The organism is Parabacteroides vesiculifaciens (assembly GCF_049860805.1).
GTDB lineage: Bacteria > Bacteroidota > Bacteroidia > Bacteroidales > Tannerellaceae > Parabacteroides.
Window position 1 is genome coordinate 4154973 of sequence record NZ_CP187555.1, and the last position, 26777, is coordinate 4181749.

At 44.3% G+C, this 26777-nt stretch carries 19 protein-coding genes; 5 read left to right on the forward strand and 14 right to left on the reverse strand.

Annotation, left to right across the window (positions count from 1 at the left end; genetic code table 11):
- The first annotated feature begins 9 nt into the window (after positions 1 to 9).
- The 4 genes from ACPYIV_RS16525 (at position 10) to ACPYIV_RS16540 (ending at position 6597) form a co-directional block, all read left to right on the forward strand.
- On the forward strand, positions 10 to 1179 hold the full coding sequence (locus tag ACPYIV_RS16525) for a mandelate racemase/muconate lactonizing enzyme family protein (protein ID WP_299364275.1): 1170 nt from the start codon (positions 10 to 12) through the stop codon (positions 1177 to 1179).
- Between the two features lie 5 nt (positions 1180 to 1184).
- Positions 1185 to 1976 carry an SDR family NAD(P)-dependent oxidoreductase gene (locus ACPYIV_RS16530; RefSeq protein ID WP_293733488.1) on the forward strand — a complete coding sequence of 264 codons (792 nt, stop codon included), beginning with the start codon at positions 1185 to 1187 and terminating at the stop codon, positions 1974 to 1976.
- Between the two features lie 12 nt (positions 1977 to 1988).
- Positions 1989 to 3542 carry a sodium/sugar symporter gene (locus ACPYIV_RS16535; RefSeq protein ID WP_299364274.1) on the forward strand — a complete coding sequence of 518 codons (1554 nt, stop codon included), beginning with the start codon at positions 1989 to 1991 and terminating at the stop codon, positions 3540 to 3542.
- A gap of 67 nt (positions 3543 to 3609) precedes the next feature.
- A complete protein-coding gene (locus ACPYIV_RS16540) occupies positions 3610 to 6597 on the forward strand; it encodes a glycoside hydrolase family 2 protein (RefSeq protein WP_299364272.1) in 2988 nt (995 codons plus the stop codon).
- A gap of 140 nt (positions 6598 to 6737) precedes the next feature.
- Here the strand turns inward: ACPYIV_RS16540 and ACPYIV_RS16545 are convergent, their stop codons facing one another.
- Positions 6738 to 7907, reverse strand: a complete 1170-nt coding sequence (locus ACPYIV_RS16545; RefSeq protein WP_293733491.1) for an aminopeptidase C — start codon at positions 7905 to 7907, stop codon at positions 6738 to 6740.
- A 36-nt stretch (positions 7908 to 7943) separates the two neighbouring features.
- The gene (locus tag ACPYIV_RS16550) at positions 7944 to 9554 is read right to left on the reverse strand and encodes a dipeptidase (RefSeq protein ID WP_299364269.1); all 1611 of its coding nucleotides are present in this window, start codon (positions 9552 to 9554) and stop codon (positions 7944 to 7946) included.
- A gap of 72 nt (positions 9555 to 9626) precedes the next feature.
- On the opposite strand from ACPYIV_RS16550, the gene ACPYIV_RS16555 reads away from it, so the two are divergent.
- A complete protein-coding gene (locus ACPYIV_RS16555; RefSeq protein ID WP_299364267.1) occupies positions 9627 to 11201 on the forward strand; it encodes a beta-N-acetylhexosaminidase in 1575 nt (524 codons plus the stop codon).
- 343 nt (positions 11202 to 11544) lie between these two features.
- Here ACPYIV_RS16555 and ACPYIV_RS16560 read toward each other — a convergent pair whose 3' ends face one another.
- The 12 genes from ACPYIV_RS16560 to ACPYIV_RS16615 all read right to left on the reverse strand — a co-directional run bounded on the left by ACPYIV_RS16560 (position 11545) and on the right by ACPYIV_RS16615 (position 26754).
- On the reverse strand, positions 11545 to 12351 hold the full coding sequence (locus ACPYIV_RS16560; protein WP_299364265.1) for a tetratricopeptide repeat protein: 807 nt from the start codon (positions 12349 to 12351) through the stop codon (positions 11545 to 11547).
- A gap of 100 nt (positions 12352 to 12451) precedes the next feature.
- Positions 12452 to 13222, reverse strand: coding sequence for a hypothetical protein (locus tag ACPYIV_RS16565; protein WP_299364263.1), 771 nt, complete (start codon positions 13220 to 13222; stop codon positions 12452 to 12454).
- Positions 13219 to 14061, reverse strand: a complete 843-nt coding sequence (locus ACPYIV_RS16570) for a hypothetical protein (RefSeq protein ID WP_299364262.1) — start codon at positions 14059 to 14061, stop codon at positions 13219 to 13221. The genes ACPYIV_RS16565 and ACPYIV_RS16570 overlap by 4 nt, the downstream gene beginning before the upstream one ends.
- Before the next feature lie 33 nt (positions 14062 to 14094).
- A complete protein-coding gene (locus ACPYIV_RS16575) occupies positions 14095 to 15228 on the reverse strand; it encodes a hypothetical protein (protein WP_299364260.1) in 1134 nt (377 codons plus the stop codon).
- 908 nt (positions 15229 to 16136) lie between these two features.
- Positions 16137 to 16484, reverse strand: a complete 348-nt coding sequence (locus ACPYIV_RS16580; RefSeq protein WP_293733498.1) for a helix-turn-helix domain-containing protein — start codon at positions 16482 to 16484, stop codon at positions 16137 to 16139.
- 235 nt (positions 16485 to 16719) lie between these two features.
- Entirely contained in the window at positions 16720 to 17391 is a 672-nt protein-coding gene (locus ACPYIV_RS16585; RefSeq protein ID WP_301704665.1) for a response regulator transcription factor, read from the reverse strand.
- Positions 17388 to 17615 (reverse strand): sensor histidine kinase, encoded by a 228-nt coding sequence (locus ACPYIV_RS16590; RefSeq protein WP_425884101.1) that lies wholly within the window; start codon positions 17613 to 17615, stop codon positions 17388 to 17390. The genes ACPYIV_RS16585 and ACPYIV_RS16590 overlap by 4 nt, the downstream gene beginning before the upstream one ends.
- A 218-nt stretch (positions 17616 to 17833) precedes the next feature.
- Entirely contained in the window at positions 17834 to 20362 is a 2529-nt protein-coding gene (locus ACPYIV_RS16595) for a tetratricopeptide repeat protein (protein ID WP_425884103.1), read from the reverse strand.
- A gap of 13 nt (positions 20363 to 20375) precedes the next feature.
- Positions 20376 to 22388 (reverse strand): ATP-dependent DNA helicase, encoded by a 2013-nt coding sequence (locus ACPYIV_RS16600; RefSeq protein WP_009018055.1) that lies wholly within the window; start codon positions 22386 to 22388, stop codon positions 20376 to 20378.
- A gap of 327 nt (positions 22389 to 22715) precedes the next feature.
- Positions 22716 to 24023 (reverse strand): MobV family relaxase, encoded by a 1308-nt coding sequence (mobV, locus tag ACPYIV_RS16605; protein ID WP_008142057.1) that lies wholly within the window; start codon positions 24021 to 24023, stop codon positions 22716 to 22718.
- Positions 24024 to 24289: 266 nt separating this feature from the next.
- On the reverse strand, positions 24290 to 25261 hold the full coding sequence (locus ACPYIV_RS16610) for a toprim domain-containing protein (protein ID WP_122141227.1): 972 nt from the start codon (positions 25259 to 25261) through the stop codon (positions 24290 to 24292).
- Between the two features lie 251 nt (positions 25262 to 25512).
- On the reverse strand, positions 25513 to 26754 hold the full coding sequence (locus ACPYIV_RS16615) for a primase-helicase family protein (RefSeq protein ID WP_258984076.1): 1242 nt from the start codon (positions 26752 to 26754) through the stop codon (positions 25513 to 25515).
- Positions 26755 to 26777: the final 23 nt, after the last annotated feature.

Below are 26777 nucleotides of genomic sequence, written 5' to 3' on the forward strand. Positions count from 1 at the left end.
AACAATACGATGAAGATTACAGATGTAAAAGTATGGCTTGTCCAGGGCATCAAATATAACTGGACATTATTGAAGATCTATACCGACGAAGGCTATACCGGCGTAGGCGAAGCCACCAACTGGCCTGGCAGCCCGATCGTTTTCGAAGCCGCCAAGCATGCCGGACAGCGCATCATCGGCCTCGACCCGATGAAGACCGATTTTATCTGGACGAAGCTCTACCGAGACCTGAACTGGATCGGCCCGTACGGAGCCAGCCTCTGTGCGATCAGTGGAATCGACATGGCGCTCCTCGACTTGAAAGCAAAGATGCTGGGCGTTCCCTGCTACGAACTGCTGGGCGGAGCCTATCGCAAGGATATCCTGCTCTATGCTAATTACTGGTTTACGGGCGGCGGACATAACGAGGCGGATTATGCCGCCCAGGCCCGCCGTGTCATGGACGCAGGATTCACCGGCCTGAAGTTCGACCCCTTCGCCCACACGAACTACTTTTATGGCGAAGACCTCGCCTCCAACCTGACCCTGACGGTCGAACAGCAGGACCTGGCGTTCAACGTCTCCAAAGCTGTGCGCGAAGCTGTCGGTCCCGAATGCGACATCATGATCGAGACACACGCCATGCTCAATTACCGCGTAGCCGTCAAGATGGCGGAACGCTTGGCGAAGCTCGATATCACCTGGTATGAGGAACCCGCCGGCCCGGAAAGTTCGCAGACGCTCCGTGCCATGCGCGAACGCATCCCGTCGGATGTCGCCATCTGCGTAGGCGAGCGCCATTACACCCGCTTCGGCATCCGCTCCCTGCTGGAAAAGCATGTGTGCGATGTGATCATGCCCGACATCACCCGTTGCGGCGGACCGTCCGAGATGAAGCGGATGGCTACGATGGCGGAAGCCTACAACGTCCTGATCGCCCCGCATAACCCGAACGGCCCTCTCTCGACACTCGCCTCTTCGCATGTTTGCGCCGCTATCCCGAACTTCTTCCGTCAGGAGTTCATGTTCAACGATGTCCCCTGGCGCGACACGGTGATTGACCACCCGATAGCCGAGATGGTCTACGACGGCCACCTGCACCTCTCCGGCCGTCCCGGCCTGGGCGTGGACTTAGTCGAGGAGGAGATGGAGAAATACCCCGGCATCACGACGGATGCTCCCGATAACTTTTATATCTGATCCCTATGAGCTTTGTACTCGATTATAAAGATAAGGTGGTCCTGGTCACTGGAGTTTCCTCCGGGATCGGGCTGGGCGTCGCTAAGGAGTTTGCCAAGGCTGGCGCCCATGTGGCAGGCTGTTCGCGTAAGTCTCCGGAAGATGCGAGCGTGCAGGCTTTCCGCGAGGCGGTAGAACAGGAGGGCGTACGCTCGTTCTACCGCCCCGCGGATGTGACGGATGCGGAGGAGCTGAAAGGCTTCGTCGAAGATACGGTTCGTACCTTCGGGCGTATAGACATGGTTGTCTCCAACGCCGGCATGAACGTGTTCGAGGGAGCCGAAGGCTGCACGGAGGAGCGTTGGCACTACAACCTCGATCTGAACTTGGCTTCCCACTGGCGTTTAGCCCGGCTCTGCAAGCCTTATTTAGAAAAGAGCGGCGAAGGTGTCCTGCTCCTGATGACCTCCAACCATGCTTTCAGCTCCATCCCCGGTTGCTTTCCCTATAACGTGACGAAGACGGCTATCACTGGCTTAGTGCGCAGCCTGGCGATCGAGTGGGGACCGGCTGTCCGTACGGTGGGGGTAGCTCCCGGATTTATCGATACGGCGGGCAACGACACTTGGTTCGACTCTTTTCCCGATCCCGAAGCGGAACGCCGGCGGACGATCGGTCTGCATCCGGTCAAACGGATCGGGACGGTTGAGGAAGTAGGGGCCTTATGTGTCTATCTCGCCTCCCCGTATGCCCGGTTTATCAGCGGGACGACGATCCTGATGGACGGGGGGCGTTCGGCGTTGATGCAGGATGAATAAAAAGCAGATACCATGAACACGATCGACTTAATAATCTTTATAGCCTACTGCCTCCTGATCCTCTGTGTCGGCCTCTTTGTCTCACGCGACAAGAAAGGCGGCGAGCGGGATGCCGGCGATTATTTCCTCGCCGGGCGCGGGCTTGCCTGGTGGGCGATAGGCGCTTCTATCATTGCCTCTAACATATCGGCCGAGCAGTTTGTCGGCATGTCCGGCTCCGGTTATGCTATCGGGCTGGCGATGGCGACCTACGAATGGATCGCCGCCCTCGGGCTGATTCTCGTGGCGAAGTTCTTTATCCCCATCTTTTTGGAGAAGAAGATCTTCACCATGCCCCAGTTCCTCGAAGAGCGTTTCGACAAACGCGTCAAGACGGTGATGGCGGTCTTCTGGCTGGCGGTCTTCATCTTTATCAACCTCACTTCCATCCTCTACCTCGGAGCGTTGACGATCGAGAAGGTGATGGGAATCCCGATGCTCTACGGCATAATCGGGCTGGCGGCCTTTGCCGGTATCTATTCGATCTACGGAGGATTGAAAGCGGTGGCGCTGACCGATGTGATCCAGGTCGTGTTCTTAGTGGGCGGCGGATTGGTCACAACCTATATCGCCCTCGACCTTCTGGGGGAAGGCAGCGGTGTGTACCAGGGTATGGTCAATCTCTATGGTGAGGCAACCGATAAGTTTCATCTGATCCTCGACAAGTCGCATCCGGGCTATAAGGACCTGCCGGGCATCTCGGTGATCCTCGGCGGCCTCTGGGTGGCAAACCTCTATTACTGGGGATGCAACCAGTATATCATCCAACGCGCGTTGGCCGCCAAATCGGTGCGGGAGGCACAGAACGGGATGCTCTTCGCCGGTTTCATCAAGCTGTTCATCCCGCTCTTGGTCGTGATTCCGGGGATTGCCGCCTTTGCGTTGGAGGCTCCGTTAGAGAAGTCGGACGAAGCCTACCCGTGGCTGCTCGGCAACCTGCTTCCGGTAGGGGTGAAGGGAGTGGCGTTTGCTGCCTTGACAGCCGCAATCGTCAGTTCGCTCGCTTCGATGATGAACAGCATCTCCACGATCTTTACGATGGATATCTACCGTTCCTATTTCCGGAAGGAGGCCGGGCAGAAGGAGCTGGTCCATATCGGGCGCTGGGCGAGCTTCGGATCGTTGCTGGTCGCCGTGCTGATCGCCCCGATGCTGTCGGGGCTGGACCAGGCTTTCCAGTATATCCAGGAGTTTACCGGCTTTATCAGCCCCGGCGCCTTGTCGGTGTTCCTGGCCGGCTTTTTCTATAAACGGGCGACGGCAAACGGAGCGCTGGCGGCGGCATTGGGTTCGTTCGTCTTCTCTTTCGGCTTGAAGTTCCTCTTGCCCGGCCTGCCCTGGATGGACCGGATGGGGATTGTGTTCCTGATGTGCTGCGCGCTCATTGCCGTGCTGGGAAAGAAGGACCAGCTCGTCAATGCCTATACGCGGCACGACCCGGCGTTGTTCCATACCGGACGGATGTTCAATGTAATGTCAGTAGTCATACTGGCGATATTAATAGGCTTTTACTACTTTTGGTGGTAAATTTATACACACGTAATAGTTATTAGATAATGGCGGTTTTGACACCCCCGAAATATAAGCACAACGAATGAAACAGATAAAGACAATCCTATTTGCTTTCGGTTGCAGCCTCCTGCTGTCAGGCACGAAAGCATTCGCACAGGTAGAAAGACTTCCCGATGAAGCATCCTATCCTGTCTTGCAGAAATTGGCCGGCGTCAAGTCGCCCGCCGTCCTGCTGAGTGGAACCTGGCAGTTCCGGTATTCCCCGAATAGCAAGTGGGACAAGATACAGGTCCCCGGCGAGCCTGCCATGCAGGGCTATGCCATCGAGCACGACAAGCCCTTCACCTACCGCAAGTCGTTCAACGTCCCTGCCGATTACGCCGGCAAACATACGATCCTGCGTTTCGACGGCGTCTACAGCCATGCCCGCCTGTTTGTGAACGGCACGTTCGTCCGCGAACATCATGGCGGTTTTACCCGCTGGGAGACGGATGTCACTCCCTTCGTTCGTCCCGGTAAGAAAAACGAGATACGCCTCGAAGTGACAGACCGCATAGACGACATCTCGTATGCCTCAGGCTATGCCCACCATCCGATCGGAGGAATCCTGCGCGATGTGACCTTGTTCGTCTTGCCCGAAACCTGCCTGTATGACTTCTACGCCGAGACACATTTAGATGCAGCCTACACGGATGCCGTCCTGAAGATCGGTTACAGCAGCCCGGTTGCCGGAGGTGCGGAAGTCGCCTTTACGCTGACCGATCCGTCCGGCAGACGCTATCCGTTGCCGCAATCCCGGTTCTCCCTGAAAGAAGGCGTGAACACGAATGAACTGCCCGTCCGGAACCCGTTGAAATGGGATGCCGAGCATCCGAACCTCTATACCCTGACCGTCAGTCTGAGCAAGGACGGGAAGGAGATCGGCCGTTTCGACCGCCGTATCGGTTTCCGTGATGTGAAGATCGAGAAAGACCGTATGTTAGTGAATGGCAAGCCGGTGAAGCTGCGCGGAGCCTGCCGCCATGATATCCACCCGACACTCGGCCGCACGACTACCGCCGAATTGGACAGCCTCGACGTGATCCTCTTCAAGCGTTCCAATATGAACTTCGTCCGCACTTCCCATTATCCTCCCACGGAACGTTTCTTAGCGTATTGCGACCGCTACGGGATCTATGTGGAGAGTGAGACGGCTGTCTGCTTCGTCGATACCTACCGCCAGAAGAATTACGCGCCGGGCAAGACTGAGGACAGTATCGAATTTACGCCTCGCTACCTGTCCCAATGCCGGGAGATGGTGAAGTCGTTCCGTTCCCATCCCTCCATCCTGTTCTGGTCGATCGGTAACGAAAGCGTCTATGGCACGAACTTCCAGCAGTCCTGGGATTGGGTGAAGGCTACCGACAAGACCCGCCCGGTTATATTCAGCTATCCCGGGTCGGTGGGCGAGAAGAAACCGATCTATGATATCTTGAGTATGCACTACCAGGATGTAAACGGCAACCTGAACCAATGGAACCGCTCTACCCGTGGTTTCCAAGGAGAGGGGATACCCGCCCTGTTCGACGAATGGGCGCACCCGGCCTGTTACACCTACGCTACTTTGCAGGAAGACCCGAATATCCGCGAGTTCTGGGGACACTCGATCGAGAAGATGTGGAGTGGCCTTTTCGATGCTCCCGGCGGTCTGGGCGGCGCGATCTGGGGTTATGTGGATGAAACCTTTATGTTACCCGAACCGAAGGTGGGGACTGCCTTCTGGAAAGAGTTCGCCCGTACCGCCAAGCCGGAGGATTACCAGGGCAAATGCGTCGGTTACGGAGAGTGGGGGATCGTCGATGTCTGGCGCCGGGAGAAACCGGAGTTCTGGGCTACCAAGAAAGCCTATTCGCCCGTCCGCCTGATGACGACCGAGGTAGCCTCTTTCTTGCCCGGACAACGTTTATTGCTCCCGGTGTACAATCGTTTCGACCATACCGACTTGAACGAGATCGAAGCGCGTTATATATATAAAGGAGAAGAGAAGAAGTTCTCCCTCCCTTCCCTCGCCCCTCACCAAAAGGGGCTCCTGACGATCCCCGCCGAAGCGTGGAAAGCAAACGAACCGCTGCTGATCAGCTTCTATACGGCTGCCGGCGAACTGATCGACCGGGAACAGGTGACGTTGGGCAACGAACCGGTGCGCCTCCTCGATGCCCGGTACGAGCAGTCTCTGGAAGTGGAAGAAACATCTGAGCTTATTTGCATAAAAGGCTCCGACTTCGAGATCCCCTTCTCCAAAGAAACTGGCCTGATCCGTAACGCTACCTCCAAAGGGCAGGTCGTTATCGAGAAAGGCCCGTTCCTCCATCTCGACATCAACTTGAACCATCTGACCGGAGCCGAGGTGCGTAAGAGTGCCCGGAAGTTCTCGACCTCCGATAGCGACTGGAAGAAGCAGAGCCTGACCTATACCCGTAAAGAAGGTGCGGTCGAAGTCGTACTCTCCGGCTTCTATCAGAATGTACAAACGGATATGTTGATCCAGATCTCCGCCGGTGGCGAAATGAATGTTAGCTACACGGTCGCAGGACAGCCGAACGGCTACCTCCGTGAGACGGGCTTGTCTTTCTACCTGCCCGAACGTTTAGATTATCTGCAATGGGAACGCAAAGGGATGTGGAGTTGTTACCCCGAAGGTGCTTTTGCCGGGAACACGGGCGAAACCTCCCTTTATAACCCGAAGCAAGTACAATATGGCGAGAACCCTGCTCAGCCTTGGTCGTCCGATACGCACAACTACTTCTATTGGGCGGATGCCGGTGCAAACTGTGACCGTCCGTTGACTCAAATGGCAAAGGGCATGAAAGAAAACATCTATTGCTATACTCTTTCCGCTACCGGAGAGAAAGAAGGGTTTACGGTCTTTTCACCGGATGCCTCGCTGGCTTGCCGTGCCTCCAAAAGAGGAGACGGACAGTTGATGCTCTACATCAACAACCGTTGGGATTATCCGGAGATCGCTTGGGGTAACTATTGTAAAACGTTGGAGGCAGTGCCTTGCTATGGTGAGATAAAGATACGGTTCTGATCGGTTCCGAAAGGAATATCATGGCACACAGATGACACAGATTGAACAGATGACCGCAGATCTCATATTGTTTTTAATAAAAGATCTGTGGTCATCCTTCTAATCTGCGTCATCTGTGTGCCATGACTTACTCCAATAGATTATTTGATCCCCAACTTAGCCTTGATTGCTTTCGGTATCGCATCCTTATGAACCATCACATAAATAGTTTTGGCGCGGACGAAGCTCTCGGACATGTTGAGGTAACCGCCGAATTTGTTGCGGTCGGTTCCCCATGAGTTCTTGGTGATGTAGTATTTCGTGCCGTCCTGATCCTTAGTGATGCCGGTCAGGTGCATCAGATGGTCGTCGGTAGTCACGAACGATTCGAAGCCAGCCTGGCGCACTTCCGGGGTTACGTTGATCTCCGGGTACGGGCGTTCGAACTTGAACACCTCTTCCAAGCGTTCCTTTTCACCTAATTTCTCGAAGCGGGCGCGGTCAGTATTCGACAGGTCTTCCACCTTCTTCACTTCCGGGTTGATGGCGACACCGTTTGTAAAGGAGAATCCCTTCTCGCTCACGTCACCGTCCCAACATACCGTATAGCCGTTTTTCAGGGCATAATCCACCGTCTCCATCATTTCGTCGAGCGGCAGGTTGTACATCAGGGAATGCTCCCAGTTGTCGGGCACTTCCACGTCAAACTTTACATAATACGGATGATGCGTGAAACTGGTCAGCTCGATATAATCGTCCATATCCAGCCCTAAGGATTCGGCGAACGTCTTTGGTGTATATTCTTTCCCCTTATACGTGAACTTCTCCGGCAACTTCCCTAAATAGGTGTCGAACAGGTTGTCGACCAACTTGTAATATTCCGGGCTGCGTGCTTTCGTCTTCACCGCCACATCCGCAAGAGCATGCAGATAGCGTACCATCTCGCTGTGGTTATGCCGTTCGGAGTCGTAATTGATACCCGTGTAAACCTCTTCGGGGACGATCCCCACCTGTCGGTACGCGTTCATAAAGGTATGCGAAAGGCTACCCTGTCCGATATTGCCGTCCCCGCGGCGCAGATAGTTGTCCTGCAACTGGTTCATGTATTTCTGGCGTACGATGAACATCTCTGAAAGGTCATATGTGCCCTTCCCCATACGGAGCAGTTCGGATTCCATAAACGAAGTCGTGGCAAAGCACCAGCAAGTCCCTGTTGCCGCCTGGTTCTTAACCGGGGTAGCGGGAACCGTTACCACCTCTGTAAACTGATACCCCTGGCCGAACGCTGAAGCAGAGAAGGCCAGCATGCAAGATAGAATAAGTGATTTCATAATGTCTATTATCTTTTAATTTTCAATTCTCAATACTCAAAATCCCCTCGCAAACATCTTCCAGAACTCGTCCGCCATCTCCTGCCAGCGCAGGATTGTCGCCCCCGTGAAGTCAGCCGTGTAGCCGGTCAGGAAAGCCCGTGCGGCCTCTTCCCCTTTGCTGCCCTGCAACTCTTTGTAACGGCTTTCGACGAAAGGCATTTCCGATAAGCCCTTCTCTTCGAAGTGGGCGACAGCACCGTTGATCTTGTCTTTGGTCAGTCCCCAGCGAACCGTAGCCAACTTGTTTGCCGTCCGGTATTTCCAGACGATGGCATCCTCGCGATGGCGGTGTTGCCCGCAGATACCGAAAGCAACCGGCAGGTCGGTCGTCCCTGAGAAGATCGGGATGCGCGGGCTCTGTCCCGGATTGTCGAACGACAGCCAGGCGACACCGCCCACGGCATCCGGCAGCCAGCTGCGAAGCTGTATCACGTGCGAGTAAGAACATTGTGGAACCGCCACCAAGCGATTACGTATAACCGTTCCTTCCTTCACGCCGTTCAGCATATTGACCATATCCGTCACCATCCACGGGTTAGCCGCCGGACTGGTGATCGTATCCGTTTCCTTCGTCTCCCGGTTCTTGACGGCCACTTTCAGGTTTTTCGTCATGTCCCATTCCGTTCCCTCGTAGGTCTGGCGCAACAATGCCATCACATCCGCTACGGCAACTGCTTTGTCCGGCTTCACGCTGATTGGCAGCTCTTCCGCATCGTACGACAGTTTGAGCGACGGAGCCAGTGCGTTCAAGATAAAATACTCACGGATGCTGAACGACTTCGGTTCGCCGAAATAGTTGCCCCCGCTATAGGCTTTCCAGAACCTGAACGGTTCCTTGCCGTTCCAGAAGCCCATCTTTTTGGCAACGGAGAATACATTTTCCGAAGCCATATAACGATCCTTGTCTTTCAGGTCGAGCGTAGAGATACGCGAGATATTGGCCGATACGCCCACATGATCGTCCGGGATGCGGACAGCCGCCCATACACCCCCGATCTTGTCCGGCCCTTCGCCGAACACCTCGAAATGCCATACCTCGTTGGGGTCGGCAATCGTCAGGCATTCGCCTGAATCCCCGTATCCGTATTCGGCAACCAACTGCCCGATCAGACGAATCGCCTCGCGTGCTGTCGTGCAACGCTGCAAGGCGATCTTTTCCAGTTCTTCGATCATGAACATACCTTTTTGGTTTTGTAATTCTTTGCGCCCGGAGATGGTCGTCTCGCCGATCCCCAACTGTTTCTCGTTGAGGCAGGGGTAGGAGGTGTTCAGGAACTGGTAGGTCGAGCGGGCTTCCGGTATCGTCCCCTTCAATTCCATATTTGTGCGGTCGGCAGGATATTCGGTGTGCATCCGTCCGTTATAGATGGCGACCGTCGTGTCGCGCTCGTAGCGGGCAGCCGGGACGATCTCCATCCATGTGCGGTAGTTCCCGTCACAGGTATGGCTGGTCATGACCGAGCCGTCGGCGGATGCTTTTTTACCGACCATGATGCTTGTACAACTTTCAGGAGTGTTGACCGGCCGGGAGTATTCGATTTCCTGCGCCAGGAGGTTACAACAGTAACAAGTGAAAGCGATCGTAAGGATAAAAAGTCTATTCATGAGTTTTGTTATTTTGTTCAGCGGTTAAAGATATAAATTTTATATATATTTGCCCAATAATATCATAATATCATGAGGAAACTAATTTATTTAAGCACATTACTACTTCTATTCGTGTTGCCATTGATGGCACAACAACCTTTGTTCCCGACGCCGGCAAAGGTACAGAACGCGAAAGGTTCGTTTATCGTTGGAAAGAATTTGCAAGTACAGGGCAATGGCGGGTATGCCGACAAACTGGCCGCCGGACTCCAAGCCGAGTTGAAAGAAGCCGGTATGCAATCGTCGCTTGCCAGCGGAACCATCCGCCTGGAACTGACGGACGACTGCAAGATGGTCGATGAAGCCTATACGCTTGTTGTCGAACCGAACAGCATCCTGCTGCAAGCCTCTTCTGAAGCCGGTCTGTTCTATGCGAAGGAAGCCCTTTTGCAACTCTCCCGTTTCGGTAAAGGCAACGTGCGGGCCTGCAAGATACAGGACCAGCCCCGCTACGGCTGGCGTGGTTTCATGCTCGACGAGAGCCGCCACTTCTTCGGAAAAGAAAAGGTTAAACAATACTTAGACATCATGGCGTCCCTTCGCTTGAACGTCTTCCATTGGCACCTGACCGACGAACCGGGCTGGCGTATCGAGATCAAGCGTTATCCGAAGCTGACCATCGAGGGGGCTGTCGGCAATTGGCACGATCCGAAAGCGCCTGCCACGTTCTACACCCAGGAGGAGATCAAGGAGATTGTCGCCTATGCAGCCGACCGCCAAATCATGGTCGTTCCTGAATTCGACATGCCGGGCCATGCTACCGCCGTCTGCCGTTCTTATCCCGAAATCTCCGGTGGAGGCGAGGGCAAATGGCAGCATTTCACGTTCCACCCCTGCAAGGAAGAGACGTTCGAGTTTATCAGCAACGTGCTCGATGAGATCGTCGCCCTGTTCCCGTCTCCCTATATCCATATCGGGGGCGACGAAGTGCACTATGGTAATCAAAGCTGGTTCACCGATCCCGAAATCCAACAGTTTATTAAAGATAAGAACTTAGGCAACGAAACGGGTCTGGAACAGTATTTTATCCGCCGTGCCGCCGATATCGTCGCTTCTAAAGGCAAGACGATGATCGGTTGGGACGAGATGATCGATGCCGGTGTCTCTCCCGACAAGGCCGTTATCATGTGGTGGCGCCACGACCGGAAACACCAGTTGGTGAAAGCGCTCGAAAACGGTTACCGGGTGATTATGACTCCGCGCCGTCCGTTGTATGCCGATTTCATCCAGTACGGCGGTCACAAGGTGGGCCGTGTATGGGGCGGTTATAATACGATCGAAGACATCTGCCGTTTCCCGGAACCTATCATCCATCTGACCCGCGATTATGAAGATCAGGTGATGGGCATGCAGTTCTCCCTCTGGACGGAACGTGTAGCCGATGCCAAGCGTCTGGACTATATGACTTTCCCTCGCTTAGTTGCTGTAGCCGAATCTGCCTGGACACCTGCCAAGTCAAAGGAATGCAGCCTCTTTATGCAGAAGCTCCCCTACTTCCTGCAATTCCTCGGTGAAAAAGGCATCTACTACTTCAACCCCTTCAACCCCGAATCGACACCCGAACCCGGTGCACCGGACAAGGATGATGTGTTGAAGAATGGATAAGATATATATAAACAGTGTATATTTGCATTCGACCTAACAGAAAGATAAGAAAGGAAAACTGATATGGATTCGGATGTCAAAAATAAAGTGGAATATATCATTGCTGTGACAAGTGAGTTTGCTGCGGCAAACTCACTTAATACATTGCAGCGATAGACCTTTCGGTGTCAAAGGTTGGTAAAGATTTCTTGCATAACTATGATATCGTTTTGGCTCTATTGCTAATGATTCGAAATGAAAAGAGACTGTAATTTAAACGATATCAGATTTTACATGACTTTTTTTAGCAAAGGTAGCCCAAAAGATAGAACCTCAAAGATGGGATTTGCCGAATGCTTATGACTTAATCAGTTTTATCATATATAAGTTCACTAATAGCACTATTATTTTGTTCAAAAATTAATCTGCCATGATAGTAATATTGACTTTTTATCCTTGAGCATTTTTCTTTAATTTGAGTTTTACTTAATAGAGAAATAAAGCAGCTAAATACTTTGGTGTATTTATCATATTCACCAAATTCTTCATTGATAGGTTCTGGATAGTAAATATTACTATTAACAGTATAAGATATACCAGTACTATGTACTTGAATATTGTAATAATAAGTATCTCCAGGAATGTTAGAAATATTCTTAAAAAGTGAATGAGAACTTATTTTTACCTCACTATTATTTATATTTATTTGCATTTGGCTCGCAGATAATAATCTTCCGTTAAAATAATTGTACTTTTCCCAAGTCCCTTCAAAATCCTTTAGCATATTATTTTTTGTGTCATTATTATATTTTTCTAACCGAGCTTCCATAATAATCAGCTCTTTTTTTATGGCGGCACTTTCTTCCGGTTTAAATTTTAAATAATAATTAAAATACTCCTTAGCTTTATTTATAGCGAATTCTCCTTTTGAGGATACTATTTTACTGTAAACGAGTCCTAAATTGTAATATATATCCGGGCAGGAAGCATTAGAAATCAATATTTGCTCGAATTCCTTTGCTGCAAGAAGATAGTCTTCATTAGAAGTAGCCTCTTCGACAAAAGTAACCGCTTTTAACCAATGTTTTTCTTCTGATACAGACAAGTTGCAATTTTGCGAAAAAACAAAATTGTACATACTTACGAATAATATCAAAAATACATATTTCATATAATTATAGTATTAAAATATCGATATAAAATTTCATCAATTATATGTTATACACTATTGATTATGTGTCAATTTAATATTTACACTATATAAATGTAATCTAATATATTCTTTCGAGAATATCATTTGTATGGACTTCCAAATAATCTTCATAAAACATTTTTCCATGACGGTAGTATTGGATTGTCACTGTAAGATTATGCAATTTTAACTGATTTGGATTCAATAGAGAAATATAATAATGTGTTATATATACTTGAAAATCATATTGGCCAATGTCTTCATCGTAATCTATCCCGTCATACTGTGTTGATTTATCAAATGATATACCATTATTTTGTATTTGAATATTGAAGGTGTTTTTTTCGTTATATATAATATTTAAATCACCATTTATATTACTTATTTGCAAATTAATATGACCCATATCTTTTCCGTTATAGGAAAATTTTTTCTCCCATACTCCCTCGATGTGTTTTAATGAATTTATCTTCAAATCATTGTGATATTTTTCTAATAGAGCTTCTATTGCAGTTAGTTCTTCTTCTATTGTGTCGGTTTCTTCGGATTTTAATTCTGTATATAAACCGAAATAGTCTTTGGCCTTATTAGCGAATTCTTCACCTTTTAATGGAATTAATTTAGTGCAAATAAGCCCTAAATTGTAATATACATCAGGACAAGAAGTATTTGAAACTAATATTTGTTCAAATTCTCGAACAGCAAGAAGGTAGTCTTCGTTAGAAGTCGCATTTTCAACAAAGGTGACTGCTTTTGTCCAATGTTTCTTTTCCGATACGGATAAATTACAATTTTGCGAAAAAGCCCAATTGCATGCACATGCAAATAATGCTATTAGAAAATGTTTCATTGCATAGTAGTTTTATAATGAAGACTATCAGAAATTATACAGTATGTAAATATTGGTTCGATTATGCCGGAACTATTATCTGAAAAGATAATATATAGGGAATTACCAAAGATTTGCAAATCTTTTGCACCTATTGAAGCTACTTTGAGTTGAGTATGCTTATAATCAAAATATCCAATAATTTTATTAGTTGCATAAAAGATAGAGCCTCTGATTCCTATTGCAAAAGATTGAATCGTATCAGGAGAGATAAATAGAGATTCTACTTTGTCTTTTGTTACTAAAATGATTTCTTTACCAGTAGCAATGTATATATCGTCATCTTCCACTTTGACATCTTTAATTGGATATTCTGAGATAAAAACAGGCAGGGCTTTTTTTTGTGTATAATCATATGTATACAAAACAGTGTCCTCTGCATGATAAAAATAAATAGTAGACATTAGATCCCCCTGAAGTTTAACATTCTTATTTTGTGTTTCAGTTAGGGGTAAGCAAATACCTGTCTCATCAATTCTGTAAATAGAATCTTTGTTTGAAAGAAGACACCCTCCCCTTTTTAGCCAATGAATATCTGATGGCTTATTAGAGATGGGTAAAGTGTATAGTTGTTGGCTACTATCACCAACAATCATACAGTATTCGCCGCAGATTATGGCTATTTTATTAATCGGCTTTAATTCTCTATAGTAATACGGATCAGTTATTTCATTGGAATTGACCAAAGTGACAAAAGAGGTTCCTTGAGGAAGAAAACAAGTAATATGCTTGTCTTTTACCCCGTGAGTACAGCCAACTGAAATGAAGACAGATAGTATGTATAAAATTTTTTTATCCATTTTATCTCTATTCTTTTGTTGGCATCCACTTCGTCATAGCCCTAAGGATTTAAAAAAGAGATTGGAGGTTTTCCTACTGGCATCTTCCCTGGTATATGTCATTTTAACATAGCCTGGAACATTCCTATCTACTAAATTGTCAACATCGTTTACTACTTGATACGTGATGATTTTTAGGGGTTTACTGTTCCCTTTATATATATCATTCACCGCATTATGCGCAATATAGTCTGTGATACTTGTAATGCTTTGTCCTAATGTGTTTTCAATATCAATAGCACTTTTAATTTTGTCTTTCAGATTTATTATTGTTTGTCCCATATGGAAATTTGAAATATACAATCTTATCTCTTTGGTAAGTTGATTAACTGGAAGTCTTTTTATATGATTAAAACTATTACTTTCAACTTCATCCCAAAAAGAGCCGTCTTCGTTTTTTATTTTCCACATTTGTTGGATATAATTACCTTTGTTTTTTGCATACTTGATTATTGTCGGAGGGGCTATATTTGATGATCTTACTACATCTAAGTAGTTTTCTTCTGATTTTATAATCCTGTCTTTTTTCTTCTCTATGTGATTTGGTGTTGGTTCTTGATTTGTTTTATAAGTTATTTTTCTGTCTGATTGAGCGAGCCCGATATTCAGCCCTTTCAGCTTTATTCCATTCTTCTTTTCTTCTTTGCTTATTCCCTTCAATGTCGTTGTTCTTTTGTTTATACCTTTCATTTCGAACTGAAGTTCTTTATTTTCTTTTGAAAATGTTTCTGCTTTATACTTTACATCACTATAACTTTCTACCCTTCTTCTTGAAGGAGACTTTGAAGGCGGATTACTATAAGGTATTACATTATAACTGTTGTAATCGTCTCTTTCTCTTTTCCTATCTCTTTTCTTTTCAGATTTTTCTTTTTCTTTTTTGTAAAACTCTTGAAGTTCCTTTGTGACGGATTCACACATTTCTTCAGCAGTTCCTTTCCTGAAAGTACCTGTTTTGTTATCGAAAATATCGTATTGTCGCGATTTGGGCATCCCTTTTCCCTCCATAATATATTTGTATGGTCCATCATTCATCAACCATTTCTTTGATTCCGTATGAGCATTTTGGGCATATGAAATCGTGGATGAAAACAAGAAAGCATATACAAACAGTAATATTATTTTCATGGCAAAATGGGATTAACATGAGTTCGACATAAATTGTTTTTTAGTGAGTATCTGAATATTGGTAGTACAAAGATTGTATGTTTAAAGTTATAATGCAATGAATTGGCGTGGAATATATAAACGTTATTTGTCAAAAAAATCAACAAGATATGAAGGAAAACTTTTTAGTGGGGACAGACCCTTTTAAATTATGATTTATCAACGTTGCAACCATTAGGTTCTGCATATATCAAATTGTCAAAATGCCAGATCTTCTCTCCTCAGATTTGTCTGTATGCGTCCATTTATCCAGATGATTGCATATAGGCCAAGGAAATAGGGTTTGCGATTATCAATTTGTTTGCAAGATTACCGAAAATATATTTTCTCTCTCTGGAAAATCAAAATAGTGCGAAAAAATAAATCGAAGTGTCGGAATATAAGGGCAATTTATGCCAAAACGTCAATCGTAAAAGATTACTCCTATGAGGCTTGCGAAGTGTTAAAATAGTTTTCAAAGACTTTTTGGAAGCTTTTTTACGGCTACCTTTTTCTTTGTTTCAGCTCGTTCGGCAAAATCATCTAAATGATTTTCTAAATTCATCCGTATGGTTTACCCAAAACAACCTGATGGTTTTCCAAAATCATTAAGATCATTAAAAAAATCATTTAGATGATTTCTGCAAACAGCTGCAAAAACAAGTGCCTTTAGGCTGAAAAGCCTAAAAATAGGAATGTGTGTGTCGTTAAAAACCTTCAAAATAAACCAAATTGACAGTAGATGGCATATATCTGTAACAAATCGGATTGTGAGATGTTTTCTTCTGATGGGAAAATAATGATTCAAATATTTCCCAAAACCTGAGGGAAGGAAACACAATTGTCCCTATAAATATCGGGTGAGTGAAACTTATTTTAATTACAAAGTTTCACTCTTGTAAGAGTATAGCATTATCAGGTAGGTCTATTTTCTTGAGTTCTTCTTTTTTGATTGGTACTGCAATATAAACAATCTGGTTTTCTGCATCTGTTGTTTTTTTAGTAAGAAGAGATTGGTATTCTGGAAATTCTCTTTCTAAATATACTTTTACTAAAAAGTTATATCCAAGTACTTTGGATATTCTGATGAGTCGTTCTATATCTATACTGCTTCGTTTGAACAAATCATACACCGTTGTTCTGTCACAGTAGATTTTTTCAGCAAATTCGGCTATACTCATTTTGCTTTCTTCTACTTTCTTTTTGATAATTGACCCTATGTGAATGTCGTTTTCCATGTCTCTTAGTTTTATTAGATAAAAGTAGAGAATACATATTGTTACAGTTTGGTGATATATTGGGATGTTTATACCTAAATTTCACCACCTATGTGCCTGTCCGATTGATGAAATCATGAAGTTTTACACATGTTTCATCTTTTTTACAAATATCATGGATTTTAAAATATGTAGCCGTGAATATCTGTTGGAAAAACAAACGAAATGTAGAGAATGATAAACAAGAAGGCTTTGGCTATGGTTGGATTCTGTCTCCGGTAATGATTTTCTTTTTTAGAGCGAAAACGACGATTTCGATCATGTTGTTAAAACCTAATTTGTTTTTGATCCGTTCTTTGTGGGATTCTACGGTATTCCGGTCAATGTGGAGTATTTGGCCGATCTCTTTGCTTGAATATCCTTTGGCCAGTAGTTCGATGACCTGGATTTCGCGTTCTGTCAGTTCATACGGCTTTCCGGCTACGAGGTTTCTCTCATTTCCGAAAGCTTGTAAAAGGGATTGGTATGCTATACTATCACCGAAGAAAACGCCGCAACCGGTATAGACTGAACGGATCGCCTGGAGCAACTCATCGGCTTTCGTATCTTTTGCCAGGTAAGCACGTACATGCGCGCGTAATGCTGTCATGATATATTCGATTTTCTTATAATGAGACAAAATGATGACGCGTATTTGCGGGTAGCGGTTGCCGACAAAGCGGGCAATGTCGAAACCATCCGTTTCAGTTTCCAGGCTTATGTCCAGCAACAGAATATCGGGTTGGACAGCCTTTAAGGCTTCCAGCGCCTCTTCTTTAGAGTGAGCTTCGCCTACAACCTGCATATCCGGATATGCGGAAAGGATTGATTTCAATCCGATCAGGTGTATTTCGGAATCGTCTACTAAAAGCAATTGGATCGTGTTCATGTTCCCGAATATTTTTGTAAAGTGAATGTGAATATGCTTCCTCTCCCGGGGCTGCTATTGACTTGTATTGTTTCACCCATTTTGGAGAGAAGTTCCTGTACGATAATAAGGCCAAGGCCGTTCCCTTGTTCCTGGCTGGTACCTTTTGTCTGCAATTTGTTTTCCGGACGGAAGAGATTGCTTTGATTTTCTTCGGAGATACCGATGCCGTGGTCTGTTACCATAACTACGATTTTGTTGTAATTCTGGAAAACTTCTGTTAGTGCCTTATACAAAAGACTTTAGGAGAATTACCCGATTTTGAGGTAATGAATTAGCAACTGTGCCATATGCTATGTTCTGCCTTGAATTGCATTCAAGTAACTCTTTATTATTGCAAAGGTATAAAAATTATTTGGCAAGCAATAAAAATAGGATATATTTTGTCTCTTGTCAAATAATTCTATTGATGTATTTTTATAACTTTCCATTTACCCTGTCCAGCATATATAACATCGGCAGTAACATAGTAGTCTTTCGTGATATTATACTCACAAAGAACAGAATGATGAACGTAGTAATCACCAATAAATGCAAAATCAGGAGAATCATCCCAAGAACCATTTTTATATTTTAATTCTAAGTGACCTTGAATTGTCTTTATTGCACTTGTGTTTATTTCTGCAGTTTCTTCTACATTAAGTACAATAGGCCTTTTTTCACCTTTCCTGTCTTTTGTTACACAATAGAATATTTTCAAGCATTGTCCTACTTCGGGACGAAGATCCGTATCATTAAAGAATACGATACCTCCAATTTTTCCTTGACCGAAAGTGTAATGGAATAATTTTTTTTGTATGTTTATATCGTCAACGACCACAATACCAGAATTAAAATTCGGTAAAGCAGTTTCTTTATTTACTTTTTCTACATTAGCAATAACTACTTTGTTTTCATTCTTTTTTATAATAGTATATTCTCTGAAACTGACAAAATCCCCTTTTGAAATAGTGCCCCATTTTTCTTTAAAAGCTTGAAATATTTGCTGGGAATCTTGCGTTACAATATGTAGAATTTTCTTCTCTTCATTCAAATATTCTACATATCCAAACTTTTGGGGAAGTCCCATCCATAGCCTTGTTTCACTCTTATGCATGCAAAGAGGTATATATTTAGCTTCTGTCACTTTTGTTTTATTCCAAGAGAAGCAACTTGTCTGAATTTGCTTTTCCTCTTTATCTACATGACACTTTACTCTAAAAACAGAACCAAATATCGCATTCGTCAAAAAAGGAAACCGCTTTACATTCACTTGAAATATAACGTCTACCCCATTTGTGAGAGTGCAATAAGTTTTTCCGTCTTTTTCCCATCTATCCACCAGCGTAACCTCTTTTGCTTCAATTTCTGAAAAAGCGTACTCTTCAGCAATGGTGGCATATCTATTATACAATAGCTTATTATTATTGGGCGGAATAACTGATATGTCGACTCGTTCAATATATTCTTGGTATTTCCGGGAAGTGTTTTCATGAAATTTCTTATATATATTCAATTCGCATAAGGCTTCAGATGTTAGCTCTTCCTTTATAAGCAGGTCGGCTAAAGTCAAATGAATAGAGCCGAGAAAATCTTCATTTCGTTCAACAAGTAAAGCCTTAGAAAGCAATGCTATCTTTAATTCATTACTATCTTGTATACAATCTGCCAATTCACTCCATACATAGTATTTTTCACTCATTTCAAGTAATAAAGATTTGTACACATTGATAGCAAGGTCATATTGCTGTTGCCATGTATATATTATTGCTCGTTGTCTTAATATCCATTCATCTTTTTTAGCACGTTCAATAAGAACATTATACAATGAATCTAACCAAGATACTAGTTCTGCATCTCTTGGGTGTGATTCTTTGAGATATTCATAACACTTCTTTGCTGCTTTAACAGCCAAAGGTTTATAAGTGTTACCATTATTATCTGTTTCTTCTTTCCAATCAGCATCCATGAGGTTTTCATACCTCCAATCTCTAAAAAAGTAAATAAATCTCCATGTTTCTTGACCATTCATGTGACGCTCTGCAATTTTCAACACTTCAGAATGCCAATGAGAAGCACCATAAACGGCGTTTCTTTTATTATAGACAGTAAAAGCTTCAAACATCTCACGCATTTTACCTTCTTTATGAAGATTCATAATTTCCCAAAACTGCGGTTCACGTAACAGGTCAAGTGTTTCTGTTTTTGGGAGATTTATCTTTTCACACAGCATCTCGACATCAATATCCTCGCCGCTATTTACAATTTGACGACATATACGAGAAATAAGCGAGGGAATTTCACTACCATTGTAATAGCCCTTGTTCAAATCTTCATAACGTAAATTTTCTGGTTCCCAGAGCATAAAGAAACGGTAAAAACTAAAATCAGAATGTTCTTTTGAGAAACTCAAAGCAAAGTTCAATATTTGAGAATGAAGCATTGAAGGACGTTCATTCCTAAGATACATATAGTCTTTTAGCAACGTTCTTATTTCCAACGATGTCAAATTTGAAATTTTAGCCTTGATATAACGATAAATTATCCAGCCTAACTCTTCATGCAAAGCTGAATCTACATCATTTGCAGAGTCAATATAATTCTTTACCTGAACATAAGCATTTGAAGGATCATTTTTTGATAGCTCGGATGCTTTTGAAATAGCATCAGCGTTAGGTTGCAATCGTTTATACAAATTAGTATAAGCTCTTTCTCCTGCGCCACTATCATCCACCATTGTAGGAAGTAATGAAGACATCTCTTTCAAGCAAATTTTAGCTTTATCTATGGCGTTTCTATTGCATAGTTGCTGACATATATCACGCAGAACCCAAAAGAGAGACATTTGTGCCCATGGGTTATTCCTATCTTCTTTCAGATCATCTATGGCCATCTTATATGCTTCTTTTAGATTACCACTTTTACGCAATAATGTTACTTCTTTTACAGACATTAGTATTCTTCTATTATGTTAATTTTTCTATGAGTTGTGACAGTTTAATATCAGCTTCTCCGATATCAGAAAGTGGAGCAGCATAGTTAATAAACCCTTTCCCATTAAAGAAAAAAGTTATAGCAGCATAATTACCAGAAGCTTTCATATAATATACGAGTTGGTAATGTTCTTCCACCACATTTGTTAATATGATACCACATTCATCACACAAAGAAATCATGCGACTATGTAGCATCTTTAATGACTCCAAAGATGGATGATAGTCTATTTTATATTTGATATTTTCATCATTCTGGAAGAAAAACAACAACTCAGTGTCATTGGCATCTGTTTCATATTTTGTAAACAGACCTGCTCCATTATATATTGCATCAATTCTTACTATACCGGTTGGTGTATTTACTTCATAAATATCTCTCCAAGGTTTACAGATAACGTTCTTTACTGAATATAGAGTTCCATTCATATTCTTTACAACAGACCAATATTTACATTTTACTGAAGGTAATATTGATGAAGGATGAAAAGGTGTATCCTCTATATTATCAAAAGATAAAGCATTAACAGCTGTTTTTGCAGTTTTATTGATAGGGGTTATTTTAAGAGATGTAATAGGTGTTACATCAGGAAGATTAATACACCATAACATCTTAGAAGCTCGAGTTATCGCTGTATATTTCCAACGAAGGCTATCCACATCAAGCCCTGTGCGTCTTGAAAAATCTACATAAACTGTATTCCATTCACCACCCTGTGATTTATGGCATGTAAAAGCATAACCGTACTTTACATGAAGAGCATTGTAGAAAGGGTCTCCCCACATTGCCTTAGTAAATTCTTCAGATTTAGGATTAGTCAATCCTTTCTCCGTACGCATACGCATTACCATATTGATATAAAGAGCCTTCATTTCGTCAATTGTCAGTGAAGGTCGCTTGTTTTGGAGTAATGTATCAATAATATAGCGTTTATAAATATTACCATCTTCTACTTGAAAACTTATTTCTCTGAAATCAAGCGTAATGATTTCTTTTACTTTTCTCCCATTTTTTTCAGTCCAAATAGGTGCAGACTGAGAGATAATATCATTTGATGTTTCTACTACAGTTATGATATCACCATTCAATAATTCACATTTATCATAATAGTAGCTATTGCATACTACCATCAATTTATCTCCTACCGCCACATGATTCGTTTCAGGAAATATTATATTACGAATAGCCGTATTATAATCAGCTGCTTGTTGATTTGAGAAACAAACTATAGCAGACGATTGTTCTGGATCTTCACAATATTTCTTAGCAACTTCCATTGCTCCAATATCCATTACTTCATGTTCCTTTTTCTTGAACACAAGGCGATTTCGTTCTTTTTTCCGAATCAACTCACGAAGTATTGTAGCATTAGCCAAAATACAACTATTCTTATCTTGACGAACAATGTCTGTGAGCTCATAAGAATATACATTCATTTCTAGTATATCAAAATAAGTTTCATCTAATGCAACAGAACAATCATCACCTACGGGAGGCAACTGCATAGGGTCACCAACAAAAATTACCTTTCCACCGAAGTTTAATCTTGCATAACTAAGTAAATCTTTTATTAATACTCCTGTACCAAATTGGAAAAGTTCATTCTTTGATTCACGAGAACTAATCATGGAGGCTTCGTCAATAATATAAATACACCTCTCGTGGTTATCTTTAAGTGGAAATATATATTTAAGTGTTCCTTCAGATTCTTCCACTATTAGATGAGAAAAATTATAGATTCCCCTATGAATAGTAGAAGCACCATAATTTGGTAATTTAGAACGTAATATTTTTGCAGCACGTCCGGTCGGAGCCATTAACTGAATATGTAAAGATTGAGTAGATAAATAATCTGCAATACTACGAATCAATGTCGTTTTACCTGTACCTGCATATCCTTTCAAAATAAATACTTGGCTATCTTTATCTGCAATGAACTTTTCAATCATTATCATTGCTTGCTTCTGTTGTGCAGTTAATATCATTTATATTCCATTTTATGTTATTCATATTTGTCACCATAAGGCTAAACTAAAAAGCGTGGAACTGTATGCCACACTCTTTACTTGAAGGTCGTAGGAAACCATAGATGCAGATGTAACAATAGCAGCCCACGCTATATGCGTGAGAACCACTATGCTATCCTTGCATCTAATTGAAAATTTCCTACGTTTTCAAGTACAAGATGAGCATAACGCTTCTTCTATTTTCATATGTCTTTGGACAGAGTTGTCTCAATCCATTTGCAAAAGTATAAAAAAGCCGTGATAATCCGCTCAATACAGGCAGATTATTACGGCCGTTCCTTTGATTTATAGTTTTATACCTCTATCTTGTTTCTGCTTAGGTATTCCCATGGCTTCCCTAAACTCATTCATCTTCTTTCTGAACCAGTTCACATGTGAAACCCCGTCTATCTTGAAATCGAATTTACCGCTTTCATCCTGTTTGATGGAGCAGACAGAATGTCGGGTATCAAAACTTCGGTTAAACTCGGAAGAATAGAGTTTACCTTTTATTCCGACCTCCTTGAACTCGCACAGTCTTCTGATTATTCCGTCATTGAAACCCAAACGTTCACGTAGGAAGTTTACCACAGGTATAAGCTTCTCCACATACGGAAAGTAGCGTCTGACAAAATCTGTAAACTCCGACAGCTTACGGTGCTGTTGCTCGTAAGCGTTTCTTATCTCCTGTATCTGTTCGGCTTGTTGCCGTTCCCGTTGTCGGGCTTCGTCTTCAAGTTCAAGGATGCGGTCTTGCAAGTCCTCGTTCCTACGTTCCAATGATTTCATTTTTCCACTTCCGAAAAGAGAACCCACACTGCTTGCAAGGGCGGTTGCCGTATCGGTGGCTGCGCTTTTGAACTTGTCGGTGCGGATTTCCGCTTTTACCTGTCTCAACTCCTCCTGCGCTTTGGTCTTCTTCTCCTGCAATAGTCTGGTTTCGGTTTCAAGGGTTTCATTCTTCTTTTTCAAGTCCCGATAATACTGCATGGTGGTAGTGTGCCGTGCTTCCGAGCCCCGTACCCCACGTTGCAATCCGTATTTCGTCATCACCCTTGCGTAATTGTCGTGGTAGGCAATCAAGGTCTGGCGGTTGAACAGGTCATCGGCACACAAACGGACGGAATTTGTTTTCTTGCGGTACTTGCGCTTGCCGTCCGTCTGTTCTTTCTTGGCTTTGCGCCTTTCACCTATTACGATGGGAACAACGGCTGCGTGGATGTGTGGAGTCTTCTCGTCCATGTGCAGATGGGCAGCAACCACATTGTCTTTGCCAAATGTGGCTTGAAGCCATTGGATGCTGTCGTTGCACCATTCATCAAGCTTTCCTTTTTCCTGTATGTTCATCATGTCCTCGTGCGTACCCGATAAAACCACCCGGACAACACGGACTTGGTCGTGTGTGATTTTCCGTCTGATGCCTGCCGTGTTCAGCCTGTGGGCAATCGCTTCATCCCTGCCGTGAACGCCATCGGGGTATTCGACAAGCACCCTGTTCAGATGTGTTCTTGTCGGGTCTGCGTTTTTAGGTATTATCTTTCTCTCTATATGGTCGGACTGCGTGGTGTCCGATGTCCCCTTTGCTTTCTTTATGTCCAATGAAAAATATCCCATATTATTTCTATTTTTGCGGTTATCGTTATGTTTCTTCTCTCTGCCTGTGGCATCGGTTCACAGGGTTTATTATGCAAATGAGTCCTTGCTGCACTCGGCATAATCCAAACGAGTTTGGCTTCTGCCCTCGTTTGCACAGGGTTTCCAAAGGGATTTCCCTTTGGCTCGATAGGGTGTTTTTAGCGTTACGGAGTAATGCGTGAAGAAAACGCCCTATTGAGCTATGGTATTTCTGTCTAAATACCTTGGGAGAGCGGACGTGCATATTACAGATGAAATCCCCCTTTCTTTTTCTGTGGCTGTATCATCCGCCTTGCGGATTGGACTTGCTTTTTCTCCTTTATCGGCTCTGCCGATTGGGACAAGGGCTTACCGCACAGGTAGTCGTTTAAGTCCTTATAATCACGATAGTACAGCGACTTATCAAGCAGCCGTTCCCCGAACTTCTCTTTCAGCTTCTTGCAGGTGTTCTGCCCTGCTGTGTCGTTGTCAAGGAAACAGCCGATTCGGGTGTAGGTCTCCAATATGCTTTCCGCTTTCGCAAGATTGGAAACGGAGTTCAGTATGACATAGTCCTGCGTGTCCAATCGCGGGTGTTGCGGATTGTTTTTTACTCGGATGGTAAGGAATGAAAGGTAATCCATGAACCCCTCGAACAGGTAACACATACATCGTTGTCCGCCCTGCTGTCGGATATGGGTGATGTCTTTCGGGGCGACACATCCCTTGAAGTATCTGTTGCGCACTTCATATCCTCCTGCCATGTTCGGAAAGCCGATGGCAAAATATGGTTTGTCGGCATTCATAAACCGAAGTTCCCTGCATTCTCTTTTGGCAAGTCCGATGTTTATTCCCCTTTCTTGCAGATAGGCTGTAAGAGCAGGAGAGGACAACTCACCAACCCTTAATCCCTGATAAGGCTGATTGTCGGAATGCTGTCTGCCAAAAGAAAACGATGCAGGGCGGATGTATGCTGTCCGCTCCTCTATGCGTTTCAGCAGATAGGCTACATCTTCCGAATGGTAGAGTTCCGCTGCCAATGCGAGGATGTTTCCGCCTTTGCCGATGCCGAAGTCATACCATTTTTCAAGCTCGGTGTTTACCTTGAACGATGCGTCCGTTTCTTCCCGTAGCGGTGATTTATACCACAGGTTCTTGCCTTGTTGCTTTACAGGCGTATAGCCCAGACTTTGCAGATAGTCTGCCAGCTTGATTTGCTTTACATCTTGGATTGTCATATTACATACGGTTTTGAAGTTGATGAAAATTTGTTGATTTGATGAATTGTCAATGTAATATGTTTATATACAGCCTCGTAACCTCTCAACATCTTCTCAACAAACCGCTCACCAAAAGAGAAATTAACAAACGGGTGTCGGTGGTCTCTCAACTTCTCTTTTGGCTTGTTGAGATTTTGTTGAGAATGTATATCGTTTATTGTCAGTGTATTTATACCCATATTCAACAATTCAACAGAAAAATGATAATATTACAAGGATTCAAGTTGCTCCCTTGTGACGGTGTAGAAGCGTCCCACTCTCCTTATCGGTTCATACCGACACTCCCGATTGCAGTTGAATTGGTAGGTAGTATAAGTCAGTCCGTTTGGCGCAGGGGTAAGTTTCCAACATTCCTGCAACACTTTTCGGACTTGGTGTTTCTCCACCTTTACCTGTGAGTGTACCAGCAAAAGAAGAATGTCGCTGTAACAGAAAGAGAATGTATCCGTGCCGACACTGTCCATGATGTCAAGGACAAGTTCGTGCATCTCTATCTCCAACCGGTTGCGGTTGCTGCGGATAATCTTCTGCAAGGCTTCTGTATGCAGCAATGTGGGGTTGAACCACATCCGGCTTTCCTTTTCGGTGGACAGTTTTCTGTGTTGCAGGAAATGGAGAAAGGCGGGTATCTCCGCTTTCAGCTTTTGCAGGAAGTCGGTGTCATCCGACTGCAAGCGGTCTATCTTGCGCACCCAATAGCGTGTTTCCCCCGCGTCTATGATTACAGGCAGATACTCGTTGTTGGAGCACAGCACGAATTTGGCGAAGAACGCAATCTCGTCACGGTCTTTGCCTTTGGCTTCCACCTTATAGGAAAGTGTGGTGCTGAGGTTCTTCAACCGCTCGCTGTCCTCCCTGCGGTTGAGCAGCACCTCATCCACCACGATAAGCAACTTGCCAGCCCAGTCGGAATTGAACTGGCTGCGGAAATCCTCGTTGGTGTTGAAAGTCGCATTGTTCTGAAAAAGGGCTTTCAGAAAGTTCAGGAAGGTGCTTTTGCCCGTGTTGCGTTCTTCCGACACCAACAGCAGGATAGGCAACTTCTGAATCGGTTGCAGGTAGAGCAGTTGCAGATAGTCCATCCCCAACTCGTACTGTTCCCCGAAGATGTGCCGTACCAAAGATTGGATATGCGATAAATCGCCCTCCTGCGGTCGGTGGTCTATCGGTTCGTAGAGGTTAAGGAACTTGCCGACCACGGAACGGTAGCCGATGTGTTCGGGTACTGTGCAGAAGCCGTCATACTTGGGAACGCAGCCGATGTAATCCTTGCCGTAATCCTGTCGCAGGGTCTCGTTGTTCCATGCGATGCGTTTCTTCACATACCCTCCGTTCAGTCTCGGTTGCTCCACAATCTTGTAGAGCGTTGTCCCGACACGGATAAATTCTTCCTTTGCCATGCCGCCATCCGATGGCGGTCTGTGGCTGTCCTGTTGTTCGATAGCTGACATAATCAAATGGTTTTAAGTTTGAA